The sequence below is a fragment of the Minwuia sp. IMCC3060 genome, assembly GCF_029909435.1.
In the GTDB taxonomy this organism is placed as follows: domain Bacteria; phylum Pseudomonadota; class Alphaproteobacteria; order Minwuiales; family Minwuiaceae; genus Minwuia.
This window is the reverse complement of record NZ_CP123782.1, coordinates 376,518-391,033: the sequence shown is the minus strand read 5'-3', so window position 1 is coordinate 391,033 and position 14,516 is coordinate 376,518. Positions and strand designations below refer to the sequence as shown.

General features: G+C 64.6%; 15 protein-coding genes. 5 read left to right on the top strand and 10 right to left on the bottom strand.

The window, feature by feature from the left end; translation table 11 throughout:
* The first annotated feature begins 41 nt into the window (after window positions 1-41).
* The 3 genes from purH (at window position 42) to QGV54_RS01705 (ending at window position 3,451) form a co-directional block, all read left to right on the top strand.
* A complete protein-coding gene (purH, locus tag QGV54_RS01715; RefSeq protein WP_281018602.1) occupies window positions 42-1,628 on the top strand; it encodes a bifunctional phosphoribosylaminoimidazolecarboxamide formyltransferase/IMP cyclohydrolase in 1,587 nt (528 codons plus the stop codon).
* Window positions 1,629-1,848: 220 nt separating this feature from the next.
* Window positions 1,849-2,685, top strand: coding sequence for a CoA-transferase (locus QGV54_RS01710; RefSeq protein WP_281018603.1), 837 nt, complete (start codon window positions 1,849-1,851; stop codon window positions 2,683-2,685).
* Between the two features lie 4 nt (window positions 2,686-2,689).
* A complete protein-coding gene (locus tag QGV54_RS01705) occupies window positions 2,690-3,451 on the top strand; it encodes a CoA-transferase (RefSeq protein ID WP_281018604.1) in 762 nt (253 codons plus the stop codon).
* Between the two features lie 64 nt (window positions 3,452-3,515).
* Here the strand turns inward: QGV54_RS01705 and QGV54_RS01700 are convergent, their stop codons facing one another.
* From QGV54_RS01700 to QGV54_RS01685, 4 genes are all read right to left on the bottom strand, one after another.
* Window positions 3,516-3,710, bottom strand: coding sequence for a hypothetical protein (locus QGV54_RS01700; RefSeq protein ID WP_281018605.1), 195 nt, complete (start codon window positions 3,708-3,710; stop codon window positions 3,516-3,518).
* Between the two features lie 3 nt (window positions 3,711-3,713).
* Window positions 3,714-5,432, bottom strand: a complete 1,719-nt coding sequence (locus QGV54_RS01695) for a hydantoinase B/oxoprolinase family protein (protein ID WP_281018606.1) — start codon at window positions 5,430-5,432, stop codon at window positions 3,714-3,716.
* 17 nt (window positions 5,433-5,449) lie between these two features.
* Window positions 5,450-7,474, bottom strand: a complete 2,025-nt coding sequence (locus tag QGV54_RS01690) for a hydantoinase/oxoprolinase family protein (RefSeq protein ID WP_281018607.1) — start codon at window positions 7,472-7,474, stop codon at window positions 5,450-5,452.
* Between the two features lie 234 nt (window positions 7,475-7,708).
* Window positions 7,709-7,876 carry a YdcH family protein gene (locus QGV54_RS01685; RefSeq protein ID WP_281018608.1) on the bottom strand — a complete coding sequence of 56 codons (168 nt, stop codon included), beginning with the start codon at window positions 7,874-7,876 and terminating at the stop codon, window positions 7,709-7,711.
* A 295-nt stretch (window positions 7,877-8,171) separates the two neighbouring features.
* Here QGV54_RS01685 and QGV54_RS01680 point away from each other — a divergent pair, with 295 nt between their 5' ends.
* Window positions 8,172-8,867, top strand: coding sequence for a response regulator transcription factor CtrA (locus QGV54_RS01680; RefSeq protein ID WP_281018609.1), 696 nt, complete (start codon window positions 8,172-8,174; stop codon window positions 8,865-8,867).
* Between the two features lie 40 nt (window positions 8,868-8,907).
* On the opposite strand, the gene QGV54_RS01675 is transcribed toward QGV54_RS01680, so the two are convergent.
* Genes QGV54_RS01675 through QGV54_RS01665 form a run of 3 tightly spaced genes read right to left on the bottom strand, consistent with a single transcriptional unit; the run spans window position 8,908 to window position 11,332 of the window.
* The gene (locus tag QGV54_RS01675) at window positions 8,908-9,180 is read right to left on the bottom strand and encodes a PqqD family protein (protein ID WP_281018610.1); all 273 of its coding nucleotides are present in this window, start codon (window positions 9,178-9,180) and stop codon (window positions 8,908-8,910) included.
* The gene (locus QGV54_RS01670; protein WP_281018611.1) at window positions 9,177-10,031 is read right to left on the bottom strand and encodes a hypothetical protein; all 855 of its coding nucleotides are present in this window, start codon (window positions 10,029-10,031) and stop codon (window positions 9,177-9,179) included. The genes QGV54_RS01675 and QGV54_RS01670 overlap by 4 nt, the downstream gene beginning before the upstream one ends.
* Window positions 10,028-11,332 carry a glycosyltransferase family 4 protein gene (locus QGV54_RS01665; protein ID WP_281018612.1) on the bottom strand — a complete coding sequence of 435 codons (1,305 nt, stop codon included), beginning with the start codon at window positions 11,330-11,332 and terminating at the stop codon, window positions 10,028-10,030. Before QGV54_RS01665 ends, QGV54_RS01670 begins: the two co-directional genes overlap by 4 nt.
* Window positions 11,333-11,517: 185 nt before the next feature.
* Here QGV54_RS01665 and QGV54_RS01660 point away from each other — a divergent pair, with 185 nt between their 5' ends.
* Window positions 11,518-12,735, top strand: a complete 1,218-nt coding sequence (locus QGV54_RS01660; RefSeq protein WP_281018613.1) for a hypothetical protein — start codon at window positions 11,518-11,520, stop codon at window positions 12,733-12,735.
* Window positions 12,736-12,757: 22 nt separating this feature from the next.
* Here QGV54_RS01660 and QGV54_RS01655 read toward each other — a convergent pair whose 3' ends face one another.
* From QGV54_RS01655 to QGV54_RS01645, 3 genes are read right to left on the bottom strand one after another with little or no spacing between them, the layout of a single operon-like run.
* Window positions 12,758-13,120, bottom strand: a complete 363-nt coding sequence (locus tag QGV54_RS01655) for a nuclear transport factor 2 family protein (protein WP_281018614.1) — start codon at window positions 13,118-13,120, stop codon at window positions 12,758-12,760.
* Window positions 13,121-13,164: 44 nt separating this feature from the next.
* Complete coding sequence (locus QGV54_RS01650) at window positions 13,165-13,623, bottom strand: YcgN family cysteine cluster protein (protein ID WP_281018615.1); 459 nt, start codon at window positions 13,621-13,623, stop codon at window positions 13,165-13,167.
* Window positions 13,620-14,438: a LytTR family DNA-binding domain-containing protein gene (locus QGV54_RS01645; RefSeq protein WP_281018616.1), complete on the bottom strand. Its 819-nt coding sequence runs from the start codon at window positions 14,436-14,438 to the stop codon at window positions 13,620-13,622. The genes QGV54_RS01650 and QGV54_RS01645 overlap by 4 nt, the downstream gene beginning before the upstream one ends.
* Between the last annotated feature and the right edge of the window lie 78 nt (window positions 14,439-14,516).

Below are 14,516 nucleotides of genomic sequence, written 5' to 3'. Positions count from 1 at the left end.
ATCTTGTCCTATCGAACAAGCGACGCAGGAGACCTGATCCCATGACCGAAACGAACATCGTGCCGAAGCGCGCGCTGATCTCCGTTTCCGACAAGACCGGACTGGACGTGCTGGGCCGGTTCCTGAAGCAGCAGGGGGTGGAGATCCTGTCCACCGGCGGCACCGCCCGTGCCCTGTCCGACATGGGCTGCGACGTGCGCGAGGTCAGTGCCCATACCGGATCACCGGAGATGATGGACGGGCGCGTGAAGACGCTGCACCCGAAGATCCACGGCGGCATCCTGGCGCTGCGCGACAATGCCGACCACCAGAAGGCCATGCAGGATCATGACATCGCCGGGATCGACCTGGTGGTGATCAACCTCTACCCCTTCGAGGCCACGGTGGCCTCCGGCGCCGACCGTGCCACGGTGATCGAGAATATAGACATCGGCGGCCCTGCCATGATCCGCTCCGCCGCCAAGAACCACCAGTTCGTGGCCGTCGTGACCGACCCGGCGGACTATGGCCGGCTGATCAGCGAATGGCAGGACCAGGGCGGGCTGGGGCTGGCGTTCCGCCAGGACCTTGCGGCCCGCGCCTATGCCCGCACCGCCGCCTATGATGCGGCGATCACCGGCTGGTTCAGCCAGTCCGCGGAGGGGATGCCGCATCGCTTCGCCCTGTCGGCAGGTCCGGCGCGGTCGCTGCGCTATGGCGAGAACCCGCACCAGATCGCCGCCTTCTACCCCAGCGGCGATCCGCGCCCTGGCGTGGCGAGCGCCCGCCAGGTACAGGGCAAGGAACTCAGCTACAACAATCTGAACGACACCGACGCGGCCTTCGAGCTGGTGGCGGAGTTCGACCCGGCGGAGAGCGCCGCCGTGGCCATCATCAAGCACGCCAACCCCTGCGGTGTCGCGGTGGGATCGACGGTGCTGGAAGCCTACGAGCGGGCGCTGGCCTGTGACTCGGTCAGTGCCTTCGGCGGCATCATTGCCCTGAACCGGCCGCTGGACGCGGATGCGGCCCGCAAGATCACCGAAATCTTCACGGAGGTCATCATCGCCCCCGGCGCCAGCGAGGAAGCCATGAAGCTGGTGGCCGCCAAGAAGAACCTGCGCCTGCTGCTGACTGACGGGCTGCCCGATCCGGCGGCACCCGGCATGGCCTTCAAGGCGCTGGCGGGCGGTATCCTGGCCCAGTCCCGCGACAATGGCCGCATCGCCGCCGCCGATCTGAAGGTGGTGACGAAGCGCCAGCCGACAGAGGCGGAACTGCGCGACATGATCTTCGCCTTCCGCGTCGCCAAGCACGTCAAATCCAACACCATCGTCTATGTCCGCGACGGGCGCACGGTGGGTGTCGGCGCGGGGCAGATGAGCCGGGTCGATTCCGCCCGCATCGCCGCGCGCAAGTCCGACGAGGCGCGGGAAGCCGCCGGTGACACGGCAAGCTGGACCGAGGGCTCGGTCGTGGCCTCCGACGCCTTCTTCCCCTTTGCCGACGGCCTGCTGGCGGCAGTGGATGCAGGCGCGAAGGCCGTCATCCAGCCCGGCGGCTCCGTCCGTGACCAGGAAGTCATCGACGCCGCCGACGCGGCCGGTCTGGCCATGGCCTTCACCGGGATGCGCCACTTCCGGCACTGAGCCGGGGGCACTTGATGGTGGACCGTTCCGCCCCTCCCCCCCTCCCGACCACCCGTTAAGGATACTCCCGTGGGTGGTCGGGAGGGGGAGAGGGGCGGAACGGTCAGCACAACTCCGACTCCGCCATGCTCAAGGCCGTGCGTGGCCATGCCGCGATGCGCCATTGTTCGCGCCCCTGCCGATCTGATACAAACAACACTTCAAATGGGAGGAATATGCGATGACCGGTATCGTTCATGACTCAGTCGACAGTCTGGCGGCTCTGATCCCCGATGGAGCGAAGATCGTGGTGCCTGCGGATTACACCGGCATCGCCATGGAACTCACACGGGCCATGGTCCGCCGTGGTGTGCGCGACCTCTACCTGGTCTGCCTGCCGGTGACGGGCCTGCAGGGCGACATTCTGATCGGTGCCGGCGCGGTGAAGACCATCGAGACCTCCGCCGTGACCCTGGGCGAGTTCGGCGGCGCGCCGCGGTTCCAGGCCGCCATCGGCGACGGCAGCCTGAAGATCAAGGACGCGACCTGCCCGGCGATCCATGCCGGTATCCAGGCGGGGCAGAAGGGCATTCCCTACATGCCGCTGCGTGGCATGATCGGCTCCGACGTTCTGGCCAACCGCGACGACTGGAAAGTGGCGCAGAACCCCTTCAGTGACGAGGAAGATCCCATCGTCCTGCTGCCGGCCATCCGGCCGGACTTCGCGCTGATCCATGCCAAGAAGGCGGATCGCCACGGCAACGTCTACATCGGCATCCGCCGCGAGGTCATGGCGCTGGCCGGAGCGTCGCGCCAGACACTGGTGACGGTGGAGGAGATCGTCGACGGCAACCTGCTGCGTGACGACGAGACGGCGGCGGGCACCCTGCCCGCGCTCTATGTCGGTGGCGTGGCGGAAGCCCGGAAGGGCGCATGGCCGCTGGCCTTCTGGGACGAATACCCGGCGGATGAGGCCCACATGACGTCCTACGTCGCCGCCGCCCGCTCCGCGGAAGGCTTCCAGGACTATCTCGACCAGTTCGTGACCGGCGATTCCCGCGCCGCAGCGGCGGAGTGAGCCTGTGAGTGATTTTCCCGCACCCGACGAGATCCGTACCGAAGAGCTGCTGATCGCCATCATCGCCCGCCTGCTGGAAGGGTGTCGGCTGGTATCCAGCGGCGCATCCTCTCCCATTCCCGGCGGCGGCTGCCTGCTGGCACGGCATCAGTCAGGCGGGGCCATGCACGTGAATGTGCTGGGCAGCCGCGCGAACAACCTGATGACGAACGGCGGTGTCGAGCTGTTCGACTGGGCCGCACAGGGACGGCTGGATGCCTTCTTCCTGGGTGGCGGACAGATCGACGGTCAGGCCAACATCAATCTTGTCGGCATCGGTGACTATCCGCAGGCGAAGATCCGCTGGCCCGGCTCCTTCGGTTCCGCCTACCTCTATTATCTGGTGCCGCGCGTCATCCTGTTCCGGGAAGAACACACCCGCCGCGTCTTCGTGGAGAAGGTGGATTTCATCTCGACCCCGGGCACCAGTGATCCGGAGGTCTATCGCACAGGCGGGCCCTACGCGATGGTGTCTCCGATCTGCCAGATGGGCTTCGACAAGGACCGGCGGAAGTTCCACCTGGTCTCCGTCCATCCCGGCCATACGGTCGAGGAAGTGCTGGACAATACCGGTTTCGACATCGATGTGCCGGAGCATGTGCCGGAGACCATCCTGCCGGACCGCGCAACGCTGGACATCATCCGCCAGCAGATTTCCCTGGAAATCGCCGAATGCTACCCCCGCTTCGCCGCCAAGGTGTTCCCTGAGGCGATGAACGCGGCCTGAACAGGCTGCCACACCAGCGAAATCCTGCCCCTTCCCCCTCGACGGGGGAAGGTCGGGGTGGGGATCAGCCCGTCTTGATCCTCGGGGCCTTGTTGCCATTCACGCGCTGTGTCCGCCAGTCGACGCACCAGTCGGAGCAGAAGGTCTGCCCTTCCAGCTTCGGGTCGCTGGCCTTGACGCCCTCGTCATAGACCAGCACGCCGCAGTTGCCGCACTTGATGTAGCGTTCGATGTAGTAGCCGGTGTCCGAGAAACGCATGGATCAATCCCCCCCGGCGCCGAGGCCATAGTCGGCCTTCGCGCGTTCTGCCGTGACATAGCCTTCGGCCACGTCTTCCTGCACCAGTTCCGGATCACGTTCTGCGGGGCTGCCGTAGCCGCCGCCGCCCGGTGTCACGATCTCCACCCGGTCACCCGGCTTGATGACCACGTTGGACCACTTGCTGGTGGATGCCTTGCCGAAGGCCTGCATCATGTTCTGCCATTCGTTGCTTCCCGCCGCCATGTAGAGCGTCATGCCGGACGTGCCGGAGCCGCCGCCGTTCAGGCCCCAGGCCTGATGCACATGCCGGTCGGTGAGCTGGCTGCAGGTGATTTCCGCATCCAGACAAGTCCAGATGCGCCGGGTGCCCAGTCCGCCACGGGTTGCGCCCGCCCCGCCCGAGTCTGGGATCAGGCTGACTTCCTCCGTCAGCCAGGGGTAGCGGGTCTCGAACACCTCCACCGGCGTCACGCGGCAATTGCCGTTGATCGCGTCGGTGGCGTCATTGCCGTCGGCGTGGCGCGTCGCGCCCCAGCCCACGACCTCGATGTCATAGCAGGCGAAATATTCGTCGTTCGCCTTGTCCTGACCACCGAAGACGAAGTTCAGGTGCGTGCCGCCCTCGGAGGCGAAGGCCCGCTCCGGCGACGCCGGGGCCAGCGCCCCGATGACCGCCCCGGCGATACGGGGATGGGTCTCCGTATTGCCACCGACCTCCGGTGCCGGATAGTCGACATTGACCACGGTCCCCGCCGGTGCCAGCACGTGAATGGGCCGGAAGCAGCCGGAATTCTTCGGGATCGAGGGATCCGTCAGATGCAGGATCGCATTGTAGGCCGCCGACCAGGTCACGCCGAGCGTGGCATTGATGGGACCGCCGACCTGTGGCGAGCTGCCTTCGAAATCGACCACGATCTCGTCGTCCTGAATGAAGCATTCGACGTTGATGCGGATTTCCTGATCGGTCACACCGTCATTGTCCATGAAGTCATGGAACGGATAGGCGCCGTCCGGCAGGTCGCGGATCTCCGCCCGCATCCGGGCCTCAGAATAGTCCATCAGGTCGGCGCAGATCTTGCGGAAGTGATCCACACCATACTTCGAGATGGTCTGGGCCAGTCGCTCCGCGCCCACCTCGACACCGCTGATCAGGGCGCGCATGTCGCCGTAGTTGTAGCGGGGCGTGCGGACGTTCGCGAGCCAGAGCTTCCAGACTTCCTCCACATCCTCGCCGCGCTTCTTGATCTTCACCGGGGGCACGCGAATGCCTTCATGGAAGATCTCGGTCGCTTCCGAGGCGAAGCCGCCCGGCACCATGCCGCCGACTTCCGCCACATGACCGATGGCGACGGTGAAGGCGACAAGCTGGTCATCCACGAAGACCGGGCAGAACAGCGTGTGCTCCGGCGTGTGCAGGCCGCCGCGATAGGGGTCGTTGTGGACGATCACGTCGCCGGGGTGGATGGTGTCCAGCGGGATTTCCTTCAGGCTGGAGCTGATGATCAGCGGCATGCCGCCGATCTGTGCCGGGCAGAATTCCGCCACGGCCCACATCTCGCCCTCGGCGCTGGCGATGGCGCAGGTGAAGTCCAGCGCCTCGTTGAAGATCGTCGAATAGGACGTCTTCATCAGGGTGATCCCCATCTCCCGGCACGCCGAGATCATGGAGCTTTCGATGATGTTCATGGTGACGAAATCTGTGGCTTTCGACGTTCCCATGGCCTCGTCTCCTCTGTTCAGCGGTTGCGGATGATCAGGTTGCCGTGACCGTCGACCGTCAGCGTCTGGTCAGGGCGCAGCACGGTGACGGAAGCCGGTTCCTCGACCAGGGCCGGTCCCTCGATCACCGCACCATCACCCAGGCTGGCACGATCATAGACAGCGGCCTGCATGGCACCGTCATCATAGTGCACCTGCCGGTGAGCCGTCGGTTCCGGCAGACCCGCGGCTTTCGGCAGGGTCGGCAGGGTCGGCGTCTCCCGTACCGAGATCGCGGTGACCTTGAAGGTAATGACCTCGATCACCTCCCGCGGGATATTGAAGCCGAAGCGCGACTTGTGCAGCGCGTGGAACGTCGACCAAGCCTTCTGCACCGTCTCGGCGTCGAAGGTCTCGAACTCCACCGGCACTTCCAGTTCGTAGTTCTGGCCGAGGTAGCGCAGTTCCAGCGTACGGCTGACACTCAGGCCCTGCTCGTAGCCCTGTGCCTTCAGGTTGCCCAGCGCATCGCTGACGAGCTGGCCCATGACCTCATTGGCGCGGTCCAGATCGAAGCGGCTGGAGGTCATCTGCACCGTCCGCTCCAGATCGACCCGCGCGTCGGTCATGATGAAGCCGAAGGCGGAGAACTGGCCGGGATGGTTCGGCACGACGCCGGTCGGGATCGACGCCTCTCCCATCAGATCGGCGACATGCAGCGGCCCGGCGCCACCGAAGGCCAGCAGCGCGAAGTCACGCGGATCGAGACCGCGCTCCGTCAGCACCGACCGCAGCGCACCGGTCATGTTGTTGGTGACGATGCGCAGCACCGCCAGCGCGGTTTCCTCCACGCCCAGCCCCAGCGGTTCGGCGATGGTCTGCATCGCCGCCCGCGCCTTTGCCATGTCCAGCGCCATGGTTCCGCCCAGGAAGTTCTCCGGGCTGATACGTCCCAGAATGACATTGGCATCCGTCACGGTGGGCTGCGTGCCCCCGAAGCCGTAGCAGGCCGGGCCTGGATTGGCGCCGGCGCTCTGCGGTCCGACCCGAAGCATGCCGCCCTTGTCGATCCAGGCGATGGAACCGCCGCCTGCACCGATCGTCCGGATGTCGATCATCGGCACCTGGATGGGCACACCGAACTCGATCTCGAAGTTGGTGGTGAAGCTCTCCTGCCCATCAACGACCGTGGAGCAGTCGGTGGAGGTGCCGCCCATGTCGAAGGTGACGAGATTCCCCACGTCAAGCTGCGCCGCGATATGGCGCGCCGCGACAACGCCGCCGGTGGGACCGGAGACCGTCATGTGGATCGGGGATGCGGCCGCCGCGTCGGTGGTCATCTCACCGCCATTGGACTTGATGATGGCGACATTCTCGACGCCGCCCCGCTCCTTCAGCCGCGTGCCGAGGTCCGTCAGATAGCGGCTGACGATGGGCTTGACGAAGGCATCCGCAATTGTGGTGGAGGCGCGTTCGTACTCCTTCCACTTCGGCAGCACTTCATAGGAGATGGAGACCGGCACGTCCGGCAGGGCCTTCGCCAGGATGTCGCGCACCGCGATCTCGTGATCGGGGGTGACATAGGAGAACAGCAGGTTGACGGCAATCGCCTCGATCCCGCCCCTGGCCGCGATCTCCGCTGCCATGGCTTCCACCTCGGCGGGGTCGATGGCCTTGTGGACCGCGCCGCTGGCCAGCATCCGCTCATCAAGCTCGAAGCAGTCACGCCTCTTCATCAGCGGCTTCGGCTTGACCCAGCTGGCGTCGTAATGGTGCTTGCGGTTGCCGCGCTGGATGAAGGGCACATCGCGAAAGCCCTTCGTCGTGACGTAGCCGACCCGCGCGCCGCGCCGTTCCAGGATCGCATTGGTGGCCACGGTGGTGCCGAGGCGCAGGTTGCGGATGCTGCCGGTGAGCTGTTGCAGCCCCTGCAGCACGCCGTCCGTCGGATTGTCCGGCGTGGAAAGATTCTTCCAGACCGTGACTTCCTTCCCTTCCGGGTCATAGGCCACGAAATCGGTGAATGTGCCTCCGACGTCGATTCCCACCGTCAAGCGTGACATGCGTCCCCCTGCAGACTGCTGGTTCACTGAATTGCGAACAGGGTAGTGCACTTGTCGGCAACCTTGCTTGGATGCAGATGCACTTGCACCATGTGGCGGACGCAACGGGGGCAGGCTGCGCTGCCGTCTGCGGCGCCACACGGACAGAATGCCGACGATACCAGGCGCTGTGACACAAAGGCCCTGCCAGTTGCCTGACAGGGCCCTCGGTCGGTCAGTCGTCGATGCGCGCGGTCAGGCCGCGTGTCGCTCCAGCATCGAATCCTTCAGCGAGAGTTTCTGCTTCTTCCATTTCGCCAACAGCGCTTCATCCGGTGCCGGGCGAGCCTCCTCAGCGGAGATCTTGGCCTCAAGCTCCGCATGGCGACGCTTCATCTGGTCTAGTGTTGGTTTGGATGACACGAGGTACTCCCTTCCGTCGTTCGGTGGGTAGAACCGGGTGACATCTGGGCACCCGGCCCTGTCACCTGAAAGTCTGCGCCCCGAAAATCGATCTGTCATCCCTGAATGACAGATTTCTGACATTTCCTGACGGCCGACACAAAACTGGAACGGGAATTGCGAAACCGCGGACAATCGTCACGACTGACGTCACGGAATGAGAATCAACAAGTGTTAACGCGGTTAACCCTTCGTTAGGATTAATGGAAGATTATCCTTCGCACGGGGTTAATGCGGTCAAGGAAGGAACGGTGCGATGCGCGTTTTGCTGATCGAAGATGATATGGCCATGTCGCGTGGCATTGAGACCATGCTGTCGTCAGACGGCTTCAACGTCTACTCGACCGATCTGGGCGAGGAAGGCCTGGATCTGGGCAAGCTGTATGACTACGACATCATCCTGCTGGACCTGAACCTGCCCGACATGCACGGCTATGACGTGCTGAAGAAGCTGCGCCTTTCAAAGGTCTCGACCCCGGTACTGATCCTGTCCAGCATGATGGACGTGGGCGACATCGTGAAGGGTCTCGGCTTCGGCGCCGACGATTACCTGACCAAGCCTTTCAAGCGTGAGGAACTGGTGGCCCGCGTGCATGCCATCGTCCGTCGCTCCAAGGGTCATGCCCAGTCGATCATCCGCACCGGCAAGCTGGTGGTGAACCTGGACACCAAGTCAGTCGAGGTCGATGCCCAGCGCATCCACCTGACCGGCAAGGAATACGCGATGCTGGAACTGCTCTCGCTGCGCAAGGGCACGACGCTGACCAAGGAAATGTTCCTGAACCATCTCTACGGTGGCATGGACGAGCCGGAACTGAAGATCATCGACGTCTTCATCTGCAAGCTGCGCAAGAAACTGGCGGCTGCGACCGGTGGCGACCATTACATCGAGACCGTCTGGGGACGCGGCTATGTGCTGCGTGACCCGGAAGAAGCGGAAGCCGCCGCCTGAGGCACCGGCCCGCAAGCCTTCTCTTTCTGCCCCTCCCTGATCAGCCGTCGGACTGTCGCACCAGTCCGGCGGCTTTCAGCGTTTCAAGGGCCACCGCAAGGTCACCCTGCAGCCGCTCCGCCGCCGCATCGGGAAAGGCCGCGGCGAAGGTCGCCTGAATCTCTTCCAGGCTCTGCGGCTGTTCCAGCAGGCGCCAGATCGCGGCCCCCATGGCATCCAGATGAACGATCTCGCCACTGACCGGCGCCACCAGGAACAGGTCATCGTCCATCGGGTTCTCGGATACGCCCGCGACACGTTCCCAATGGTTCATTCGTCTGGCTCCCGGATCAGGAATTCCGCCGCCTCGAAGCTGTCAGCATAGGCCAGATGCCGGCATTCGCAGGCCGTTGCTACCTGGCGCAGCCGGGTGAGCCGGGTCATCGGGTCCAGATGGGGGGCGAAGGTCACGGGGACCAGACGTTTCACGGTCTCGCCAATACTGCCCGGCGTCAGTTTCGGTGCCTGCGCCTGCCCTGACCGCTCCAGCGTGATCAGCCGGCGGACCCGCAGAACCTCCCCGAACGTCGCCTGCATCTCCTCTTCCAGCGCCAGATACACCATGCTCCCCTCCCGTGTCATACCGCGCGCTTCCACCAGGGTGGCGAACCGGGACGGGGCACTGTCCGGCAGGGGCAGACGCAGCTTGGGCCGAAGTCCGAGGGCAAGACCCTGCATGTCCCGCGAAAGCGGCAGACGGTCATCGCACCAGAGCCGCGCGCCTCCTGCCGCCAGGGCCATGGCCAGGGTGCTCTTGCCCGCCATCGTGTCCCCCAGCAGGACCGTCAGGCCCCGCCGTTCGCCGTGGCCAAGGGCAACTGCCGCCGCATGCAGGCAGATCCAGTCCGGATCGGCCGCGGTGAAGGCCCCGATGACGGTGCCGATCAGCCCGTTGGCGGCCAGCAGGCCCGGCGGCAGCACCACATCCGGTGCCGCGTAGCTGCTGGCCGTGAACCGGACGGAGCCATCGTCCGCTGTCAGGGCGGTGACATGAGCAGCATCGTCCGCGCCCTCCGCTTCCGGCCAGTGCGGTGCCTGCGCGCGGGTCAGGTCGAGCAGGGCCTGCGGGGCATCCACGATCACCGGTCGCGTCGGACTGGCAAAACCGGAGGCCCTGTGTGTCATGGCTGACTCGATGTCATGGCTGGCTCAGCGACGGCGGCGGCGGCCGGGCCGGGCCGGGCCGGGGGCTTCGGCGGGGACAGGACCGGCGGCAGCGCGCCGGAGGCAACCGCCTTCAGCAGGCGGACATGCTTGGGCAGCGTGTCCTTCAGCGCATAGTTCTTCAGCACCACCTCCCGCGCCGCCTCCTGCAGCGGCTTCAGCGCTTCCCGGTTGTCGAGCGCTTCCGCGATCCGCTGCGCCAGCCCGTCGACATCGAAGAAGTCCACCAGCAGACCCTGCTTGCCGTCGCGAATGACCTCCCGCACCGGCTCGGTGTCGGAGGATATGATGAGGCACCCCGTCGCCATGCTCTCGATCAGCGACCAGGACAGCACGAAGGGCACGGTCATGTAGACGTGGGCGTGGCTGGCCTGCAGCACCTTCAGGTACTCGCCATAGGGCAGCAGTCCGGTGAAGTGGACCCGGCTCATGTCCAGTTCCAGTTCCTCCAGCATCTTCTGCTTGAAGGTTCGGCCATCAGGCAGCTTCCGGCCATAGGCCACCCGGTCCTGGCCGACGATGACCGCGTGCATGTCGGGCCGCACCTTCTGCAACTGCGCCACCGCCTCCACGAACTGCGGGAAGCCGCGATAGGGCTCCATCCCGCGCGTGGCGTAGGTGACGATCTCCTTCGCGCCGCTCAGGTCCAGATCGCCGACCTTCATCACCGCATCCGGGTCCGGCTTGAAGAAATCCGTATCGACGCCGTCATGCAGCACGGTCAGCTTGTTGTGGAAGATCTTCGGGAACTGGTCGCGCTGGAACAGCGTCGGACACAGGCCCCAGTCGCAGTTCGCCAGATCCAGCAGGATCGCGGCGTTGCGGGTGCGGATGCGGCATTCATCGTCGGAGGAAATCTCGCTCTCCGGCAGGTAGTCCGCGTCGGAACCATGCGCGTGGTAGAACCATTCGAAGTAGCTCAGGACACGGGTGTCGGGGAACGCATCCTTCACATACAGCGTCGGACCCCAGCCGGAATGGCCGCAGACCAGGTCCGGCACGAAGCCCTGGCGTTTCAGGTCCATGCACATGCGATAGACCGACTGGCCGTTCAGCACGGCGCTTTCCAGGTTGCGGACATAATGATGCGTCTCCGCCCGCACCTCCCGCGCCGGCTTGTAGAACGCCTTGGTCACCCCCGGAATCTCGCCGTTCTTCGCCTGGGTGCCGAAGACAAGCTGGTGCCCCTGCTCCGCCGCCAGACTGGTCGCCACATGCCGGTACTGGGCCGGAAAATTGTTGTGCAGGAACAGGACACGCATGGGTGGCTATGCCTCCAGTGAATTGGGTTGTCCGACAGGCATCAGCCAAGCCGGGCCGCAGGTCAATCCCTGATGCATCCCGCCGCAGCCATTGTCGGCCGGTTAACCAGTTCTAAAGCCACCTGTGCGACGGTTCCGTTTCAGGCAGAACCGGGCGCAGAACCCGAAACGCGGAAAGTGAGTCAATGAAGGCGCGGACAGACCAGGAAATCCGGCTGCTGGACTTTGCCGAGCGACTGGCGCGGCACACGGATGATCGCATCGCGGTCCATATCCACCTGTCGCGGCTGGGGGCGCATTACCGGCGCGCGCACCACATGCGTATTGCTGCCAACAGTTTCGAACTGCTGGCCAAGCGCTTCGACGGCCAGCTCTTCATGATGTCGAACAACGATCTCATCTTCGTTGCCCGCGGCGCGACCCCGACCGAGGTCGATGAGGTCGTGACCCGCCTGCGCTATCTGTTCAACGAAGACCCCCTGACCCACGATGACGCCTATGACACCGGGAAATTCTGCACCTGGTATGACCTGGACGATGAATATGATGCCTTCGTCGCCCTCGCCCGTTCGCTGAAGCAGCAGGCAGAGAACGAACGCCTGATCGAGGCGGAGCGGCGCAAGGCCCGCAAGAACCAGCAGCCGCCGAAGGTCCCGATGCGACCGGAACATCTGGGGCGCCTGGTCGAGCAGATCACGTCGATGGACATCACCTCCCTGATGCGGCGCCAGCCGATCTGCGCCATGGCACCGGACGGGACGCTGCGCCCGGTGTTCAACGAACTGTTCGTCTCCATCGGTGACCTGAACCGGATGGTGATGCCGGAGGTCAACCTGACCGCCAATGCCTATCTGTTCAGCTATCTGACCCAGTACCTGGACCTGCGCATCCTGAAGGCCCTGCCGGAGATCGAGAACGCGGTGCCGCTCTCCACCTCCATCAACATCAACATCGGCACCATCCTGTCGCCGGAGTTCCTGGAGTTCGATCACCGCCTGCGCGCCCTGACGCGCAAGACGATCGTGCTGGAGGTGCAGCCGAGCGACCTGTTCGCCGACGTCAGCAGCTTCATGTTCGCGCGTGATTTCGTGCGCAATCGCGGTTACCGCATCTGCGTCGACGGGCTGACCCACCTGACCTTCCCGCTGGTGGACAAGCGCAAGCTGGGCCTGGACATGCAGAAACTCATCTGGTCCGCCGACGCACTGGAAGACGGCGGGGCGGAGCGGCGCAAGGAACTGGTCGAAGCCATCCGCCGCACCGGTACGTCCCGCGTCATCCTGTGCCGCTGCGATTCGGAGGAAGCCTTCGAGTTCGGCCGCTCCATCGGCCTGTCCCTGTTCCAGGGCCGCCTGGTCGATCAGCAACTGGCCGAGATGAACGCCAACCGCAAGGTGGCGTGAGGCACCGGTCAGGCAGCGGAACCTAGCGTTCGAGTTCACCGAAGAATCCGATGACCTTCACGATCTTTCCGGCGTCATTCACTTCCGTGACGTCAAAGCCTGACATCAGCAGGCTGTCGCCCTGGTGTATGGCCCAGTGATACCGGCAGTGATTGTTCTGCAAGTCGACATTGCTGGTGCGGGTGTAGCGTGCCCCGGGGATCTGCTTCTGGATCTGTTCGACCATCGCCAAAAAAGCCCTGCGACCGATGATGTTGTGGTTGGGGTCGACGAAGTGGACGTTGTGTTCCAGCGCGGCGTCGGTCAGCGCGGCCCTTTCCGACAAATCCGAGGTGTTCCAGACGGCCAGCATCCGGTCCAGATTCTCGATATGTGCATTCATCATTCCAGCCTTTCACGTGTCAGGAACCAACTGGTGACGCGCCGCGATCACGGCTCCCCGTCAAGCGCGTGGTTCTCAAGGTCCTCGTCGGCTTCGTCTTCGGAGATGCAGCGGCCCCGGATCGAAATTCCCGCCCAGTGCACGCTGTCCGGATCGCCGCTGACCAGCGGGTGCCAGGGTTCCAGCGGCTTGCCCTCGTAGAGCAGGCGGTAGGCGCAGGTGGAGGGCATCCAGCGCAGCTTGCCGACGTTCTCCGTGTCCAGCGTCAGGCAGTCGGGGACGACGATGGAGCGGTTGGCATAGTCGCCACAGCGGCAACTCTCATGATCCAGCAGGCGACAGGCGACATTGGTGAAGACGATCTCACCCGTGTCGATGTCCTCCAGCTTGTAGAGGCAGCACTTGCCGCAGCCGTCGCAGAGCGATTCCCACTGGCCCTGCGTCATGTCCTCCAGACGTGTCGTCTCCCAGAAGGGGCGCTCGTCCTCATCGGTGTTCGTGTTCATGACCAGCCGGCCTCCCTGACCGCAGGCAGATATGTACGGCTGACCGGCACTTCCAGCCCGTTGCGCAGCAGCAGCCAGGTCTTGCGGTCGCGCCGCACGACATCCTGCACCGCGTCCTCGGCAATCCACCAGGACCGGTGTACCCGCAGGCCCCGCAGCCCGTCCAGTTCCTCCACGGCGTCGGAGAACCGGTGCAGGACCAGGTCGTCGCCCAGTGCCGTATGCACACGGACGTAATGATCCTCCGCCTGCAGGCAGAGCAGGTCCCGGCCCAGGCGGGTGGGCACACGCAGCAGGAATCGCGGTGCCGCGCTGGCCACCAGCGTTCCGTTCCCCTGCGCATCATCACCCTGCGCATCCTCGCCCTGCGCCGACAGCGCCGCTTCATCCGAAGCCGTTGCCGGCGCCGAACGGCTCATGAAGAAATGCATGATGGGAATCGTGATCGCCAGCGACAGGACGAACACCTGCGGATAGAGCCAGAGAAAACCGATGTGTTCCACCGTCTCCGGTCGGAAGGTGCTCTCCAGCCAGATGACCTCGAACGTTGCCGGCACCGATGCCAACGCACAGGCCCCCACCGTCGGAAGCCAGAATCTGGATTCGCCCAGCAGGCGGTGCAGGAAGAAATGCGCCAGGCGAATCTGCAGCCAGTTGAGCGCGATGCTGATACCCCAGTACTGGATCAGTTCCAGGGGTGTGAGCGCGCTGAACGTGCCGAACGGACCGATCATCACCGCCAGGAACCAGACGCCCCCGACGGCCAGCCCCTCCAGCAGGATCGCTTTCAGCCGTTCCCATTCACGAAGCGCCAAGTGCACAGTGTCCTGTTTCACGAAACCCGGGACGCATTTGCCGAAGGAGAGGCTTCACCCCTCGGCGTCACACGCGAA

Bases quoted from the DNA above. Each gene is read 5' to 3' on its own strand.
- purH (WP_281018602.1), top strand. From the start codon at position 42: ATGACCGAAACGAACATCGTGCCGAAGCGCGCGCTGATCTCCGTTTCC.
- QGV54_RS01690 (WP_281018607.1), bottom strand. From the start codon at position 7,474: ATGTCACGCTTGACGGTGGGAATCGACGTCGGAGGCACATTCACCGAT.
- QGV54_RS01700 (WP_281018605.1), bottom strand. From the start codon at position 3,710: ATGCGTTTCTCGGACACCGGCTACTACATCGAACGCTACATCAAGTGC.
- QGV54_RS01710 (WP_281018603.1), top strand. From the start codon at position 1,849: ATGACCGGTATCGTTCATGACTCAGTCGACAGTCTGGCGGCTCTGATC.
- QGV54_RS01665 (WP_281018612.1), bottom strand. From the start codon at position 11,332: ATGCGTGTCCTGTTCCTGCACAACAATTTTCCGGCCCAGTACCGGCAT.
- QGV54_RS01660 (WP_281018613.1), top strand. From the start codon at position 11,518: ATGAAGGCGCGGACAGACCAGGAAATCCGGCTGCTGGACTTTGCCGAG.
- QGV54_RS01655 (WP_281018614.1), bottom strand. From the start codon at position 13,120: ATGATGAATGCACATATCGAGAATCTGGACCGGATGCTGGCCGTCTGG.
- QGV54_RS01680 (WP_281018609.1), top strand. From the start codon at position 8,172: ATGCGCGTTTTGCTGATCGAAGATGATATGGCCATGTCGCGTGGCATT.
- QGV54_RS01675 (WP_281018610.1), bottom strand. From the start codon at position 9,180: ATGAACCATTGGGAACGTGTCGCGGGCGTATCCGAGAACCCGATGGAC.
- QGV54_RS01650 (WP_281018615.1), bottom strand. From the start codon at position 13,623: ATGAACACGAACACCGATGAGGACGAGCGCCCCTTCTGGGAGACGACA.
- QGV54_RS01670 (WP_281018611.1), bottom strand. From the start codon at position 10,031: ATGACACACAGGGCCTCCGGTTTTGCCAGTCCGACGCGACCGGTGATC.
- QGV54_RS01695 (WP_281018606.1), bottom strand. From the start codon at position 5,432: ATGGGAACGTCGAAAGCCACAGATTTCGTCACCATGAACATCATCGAA.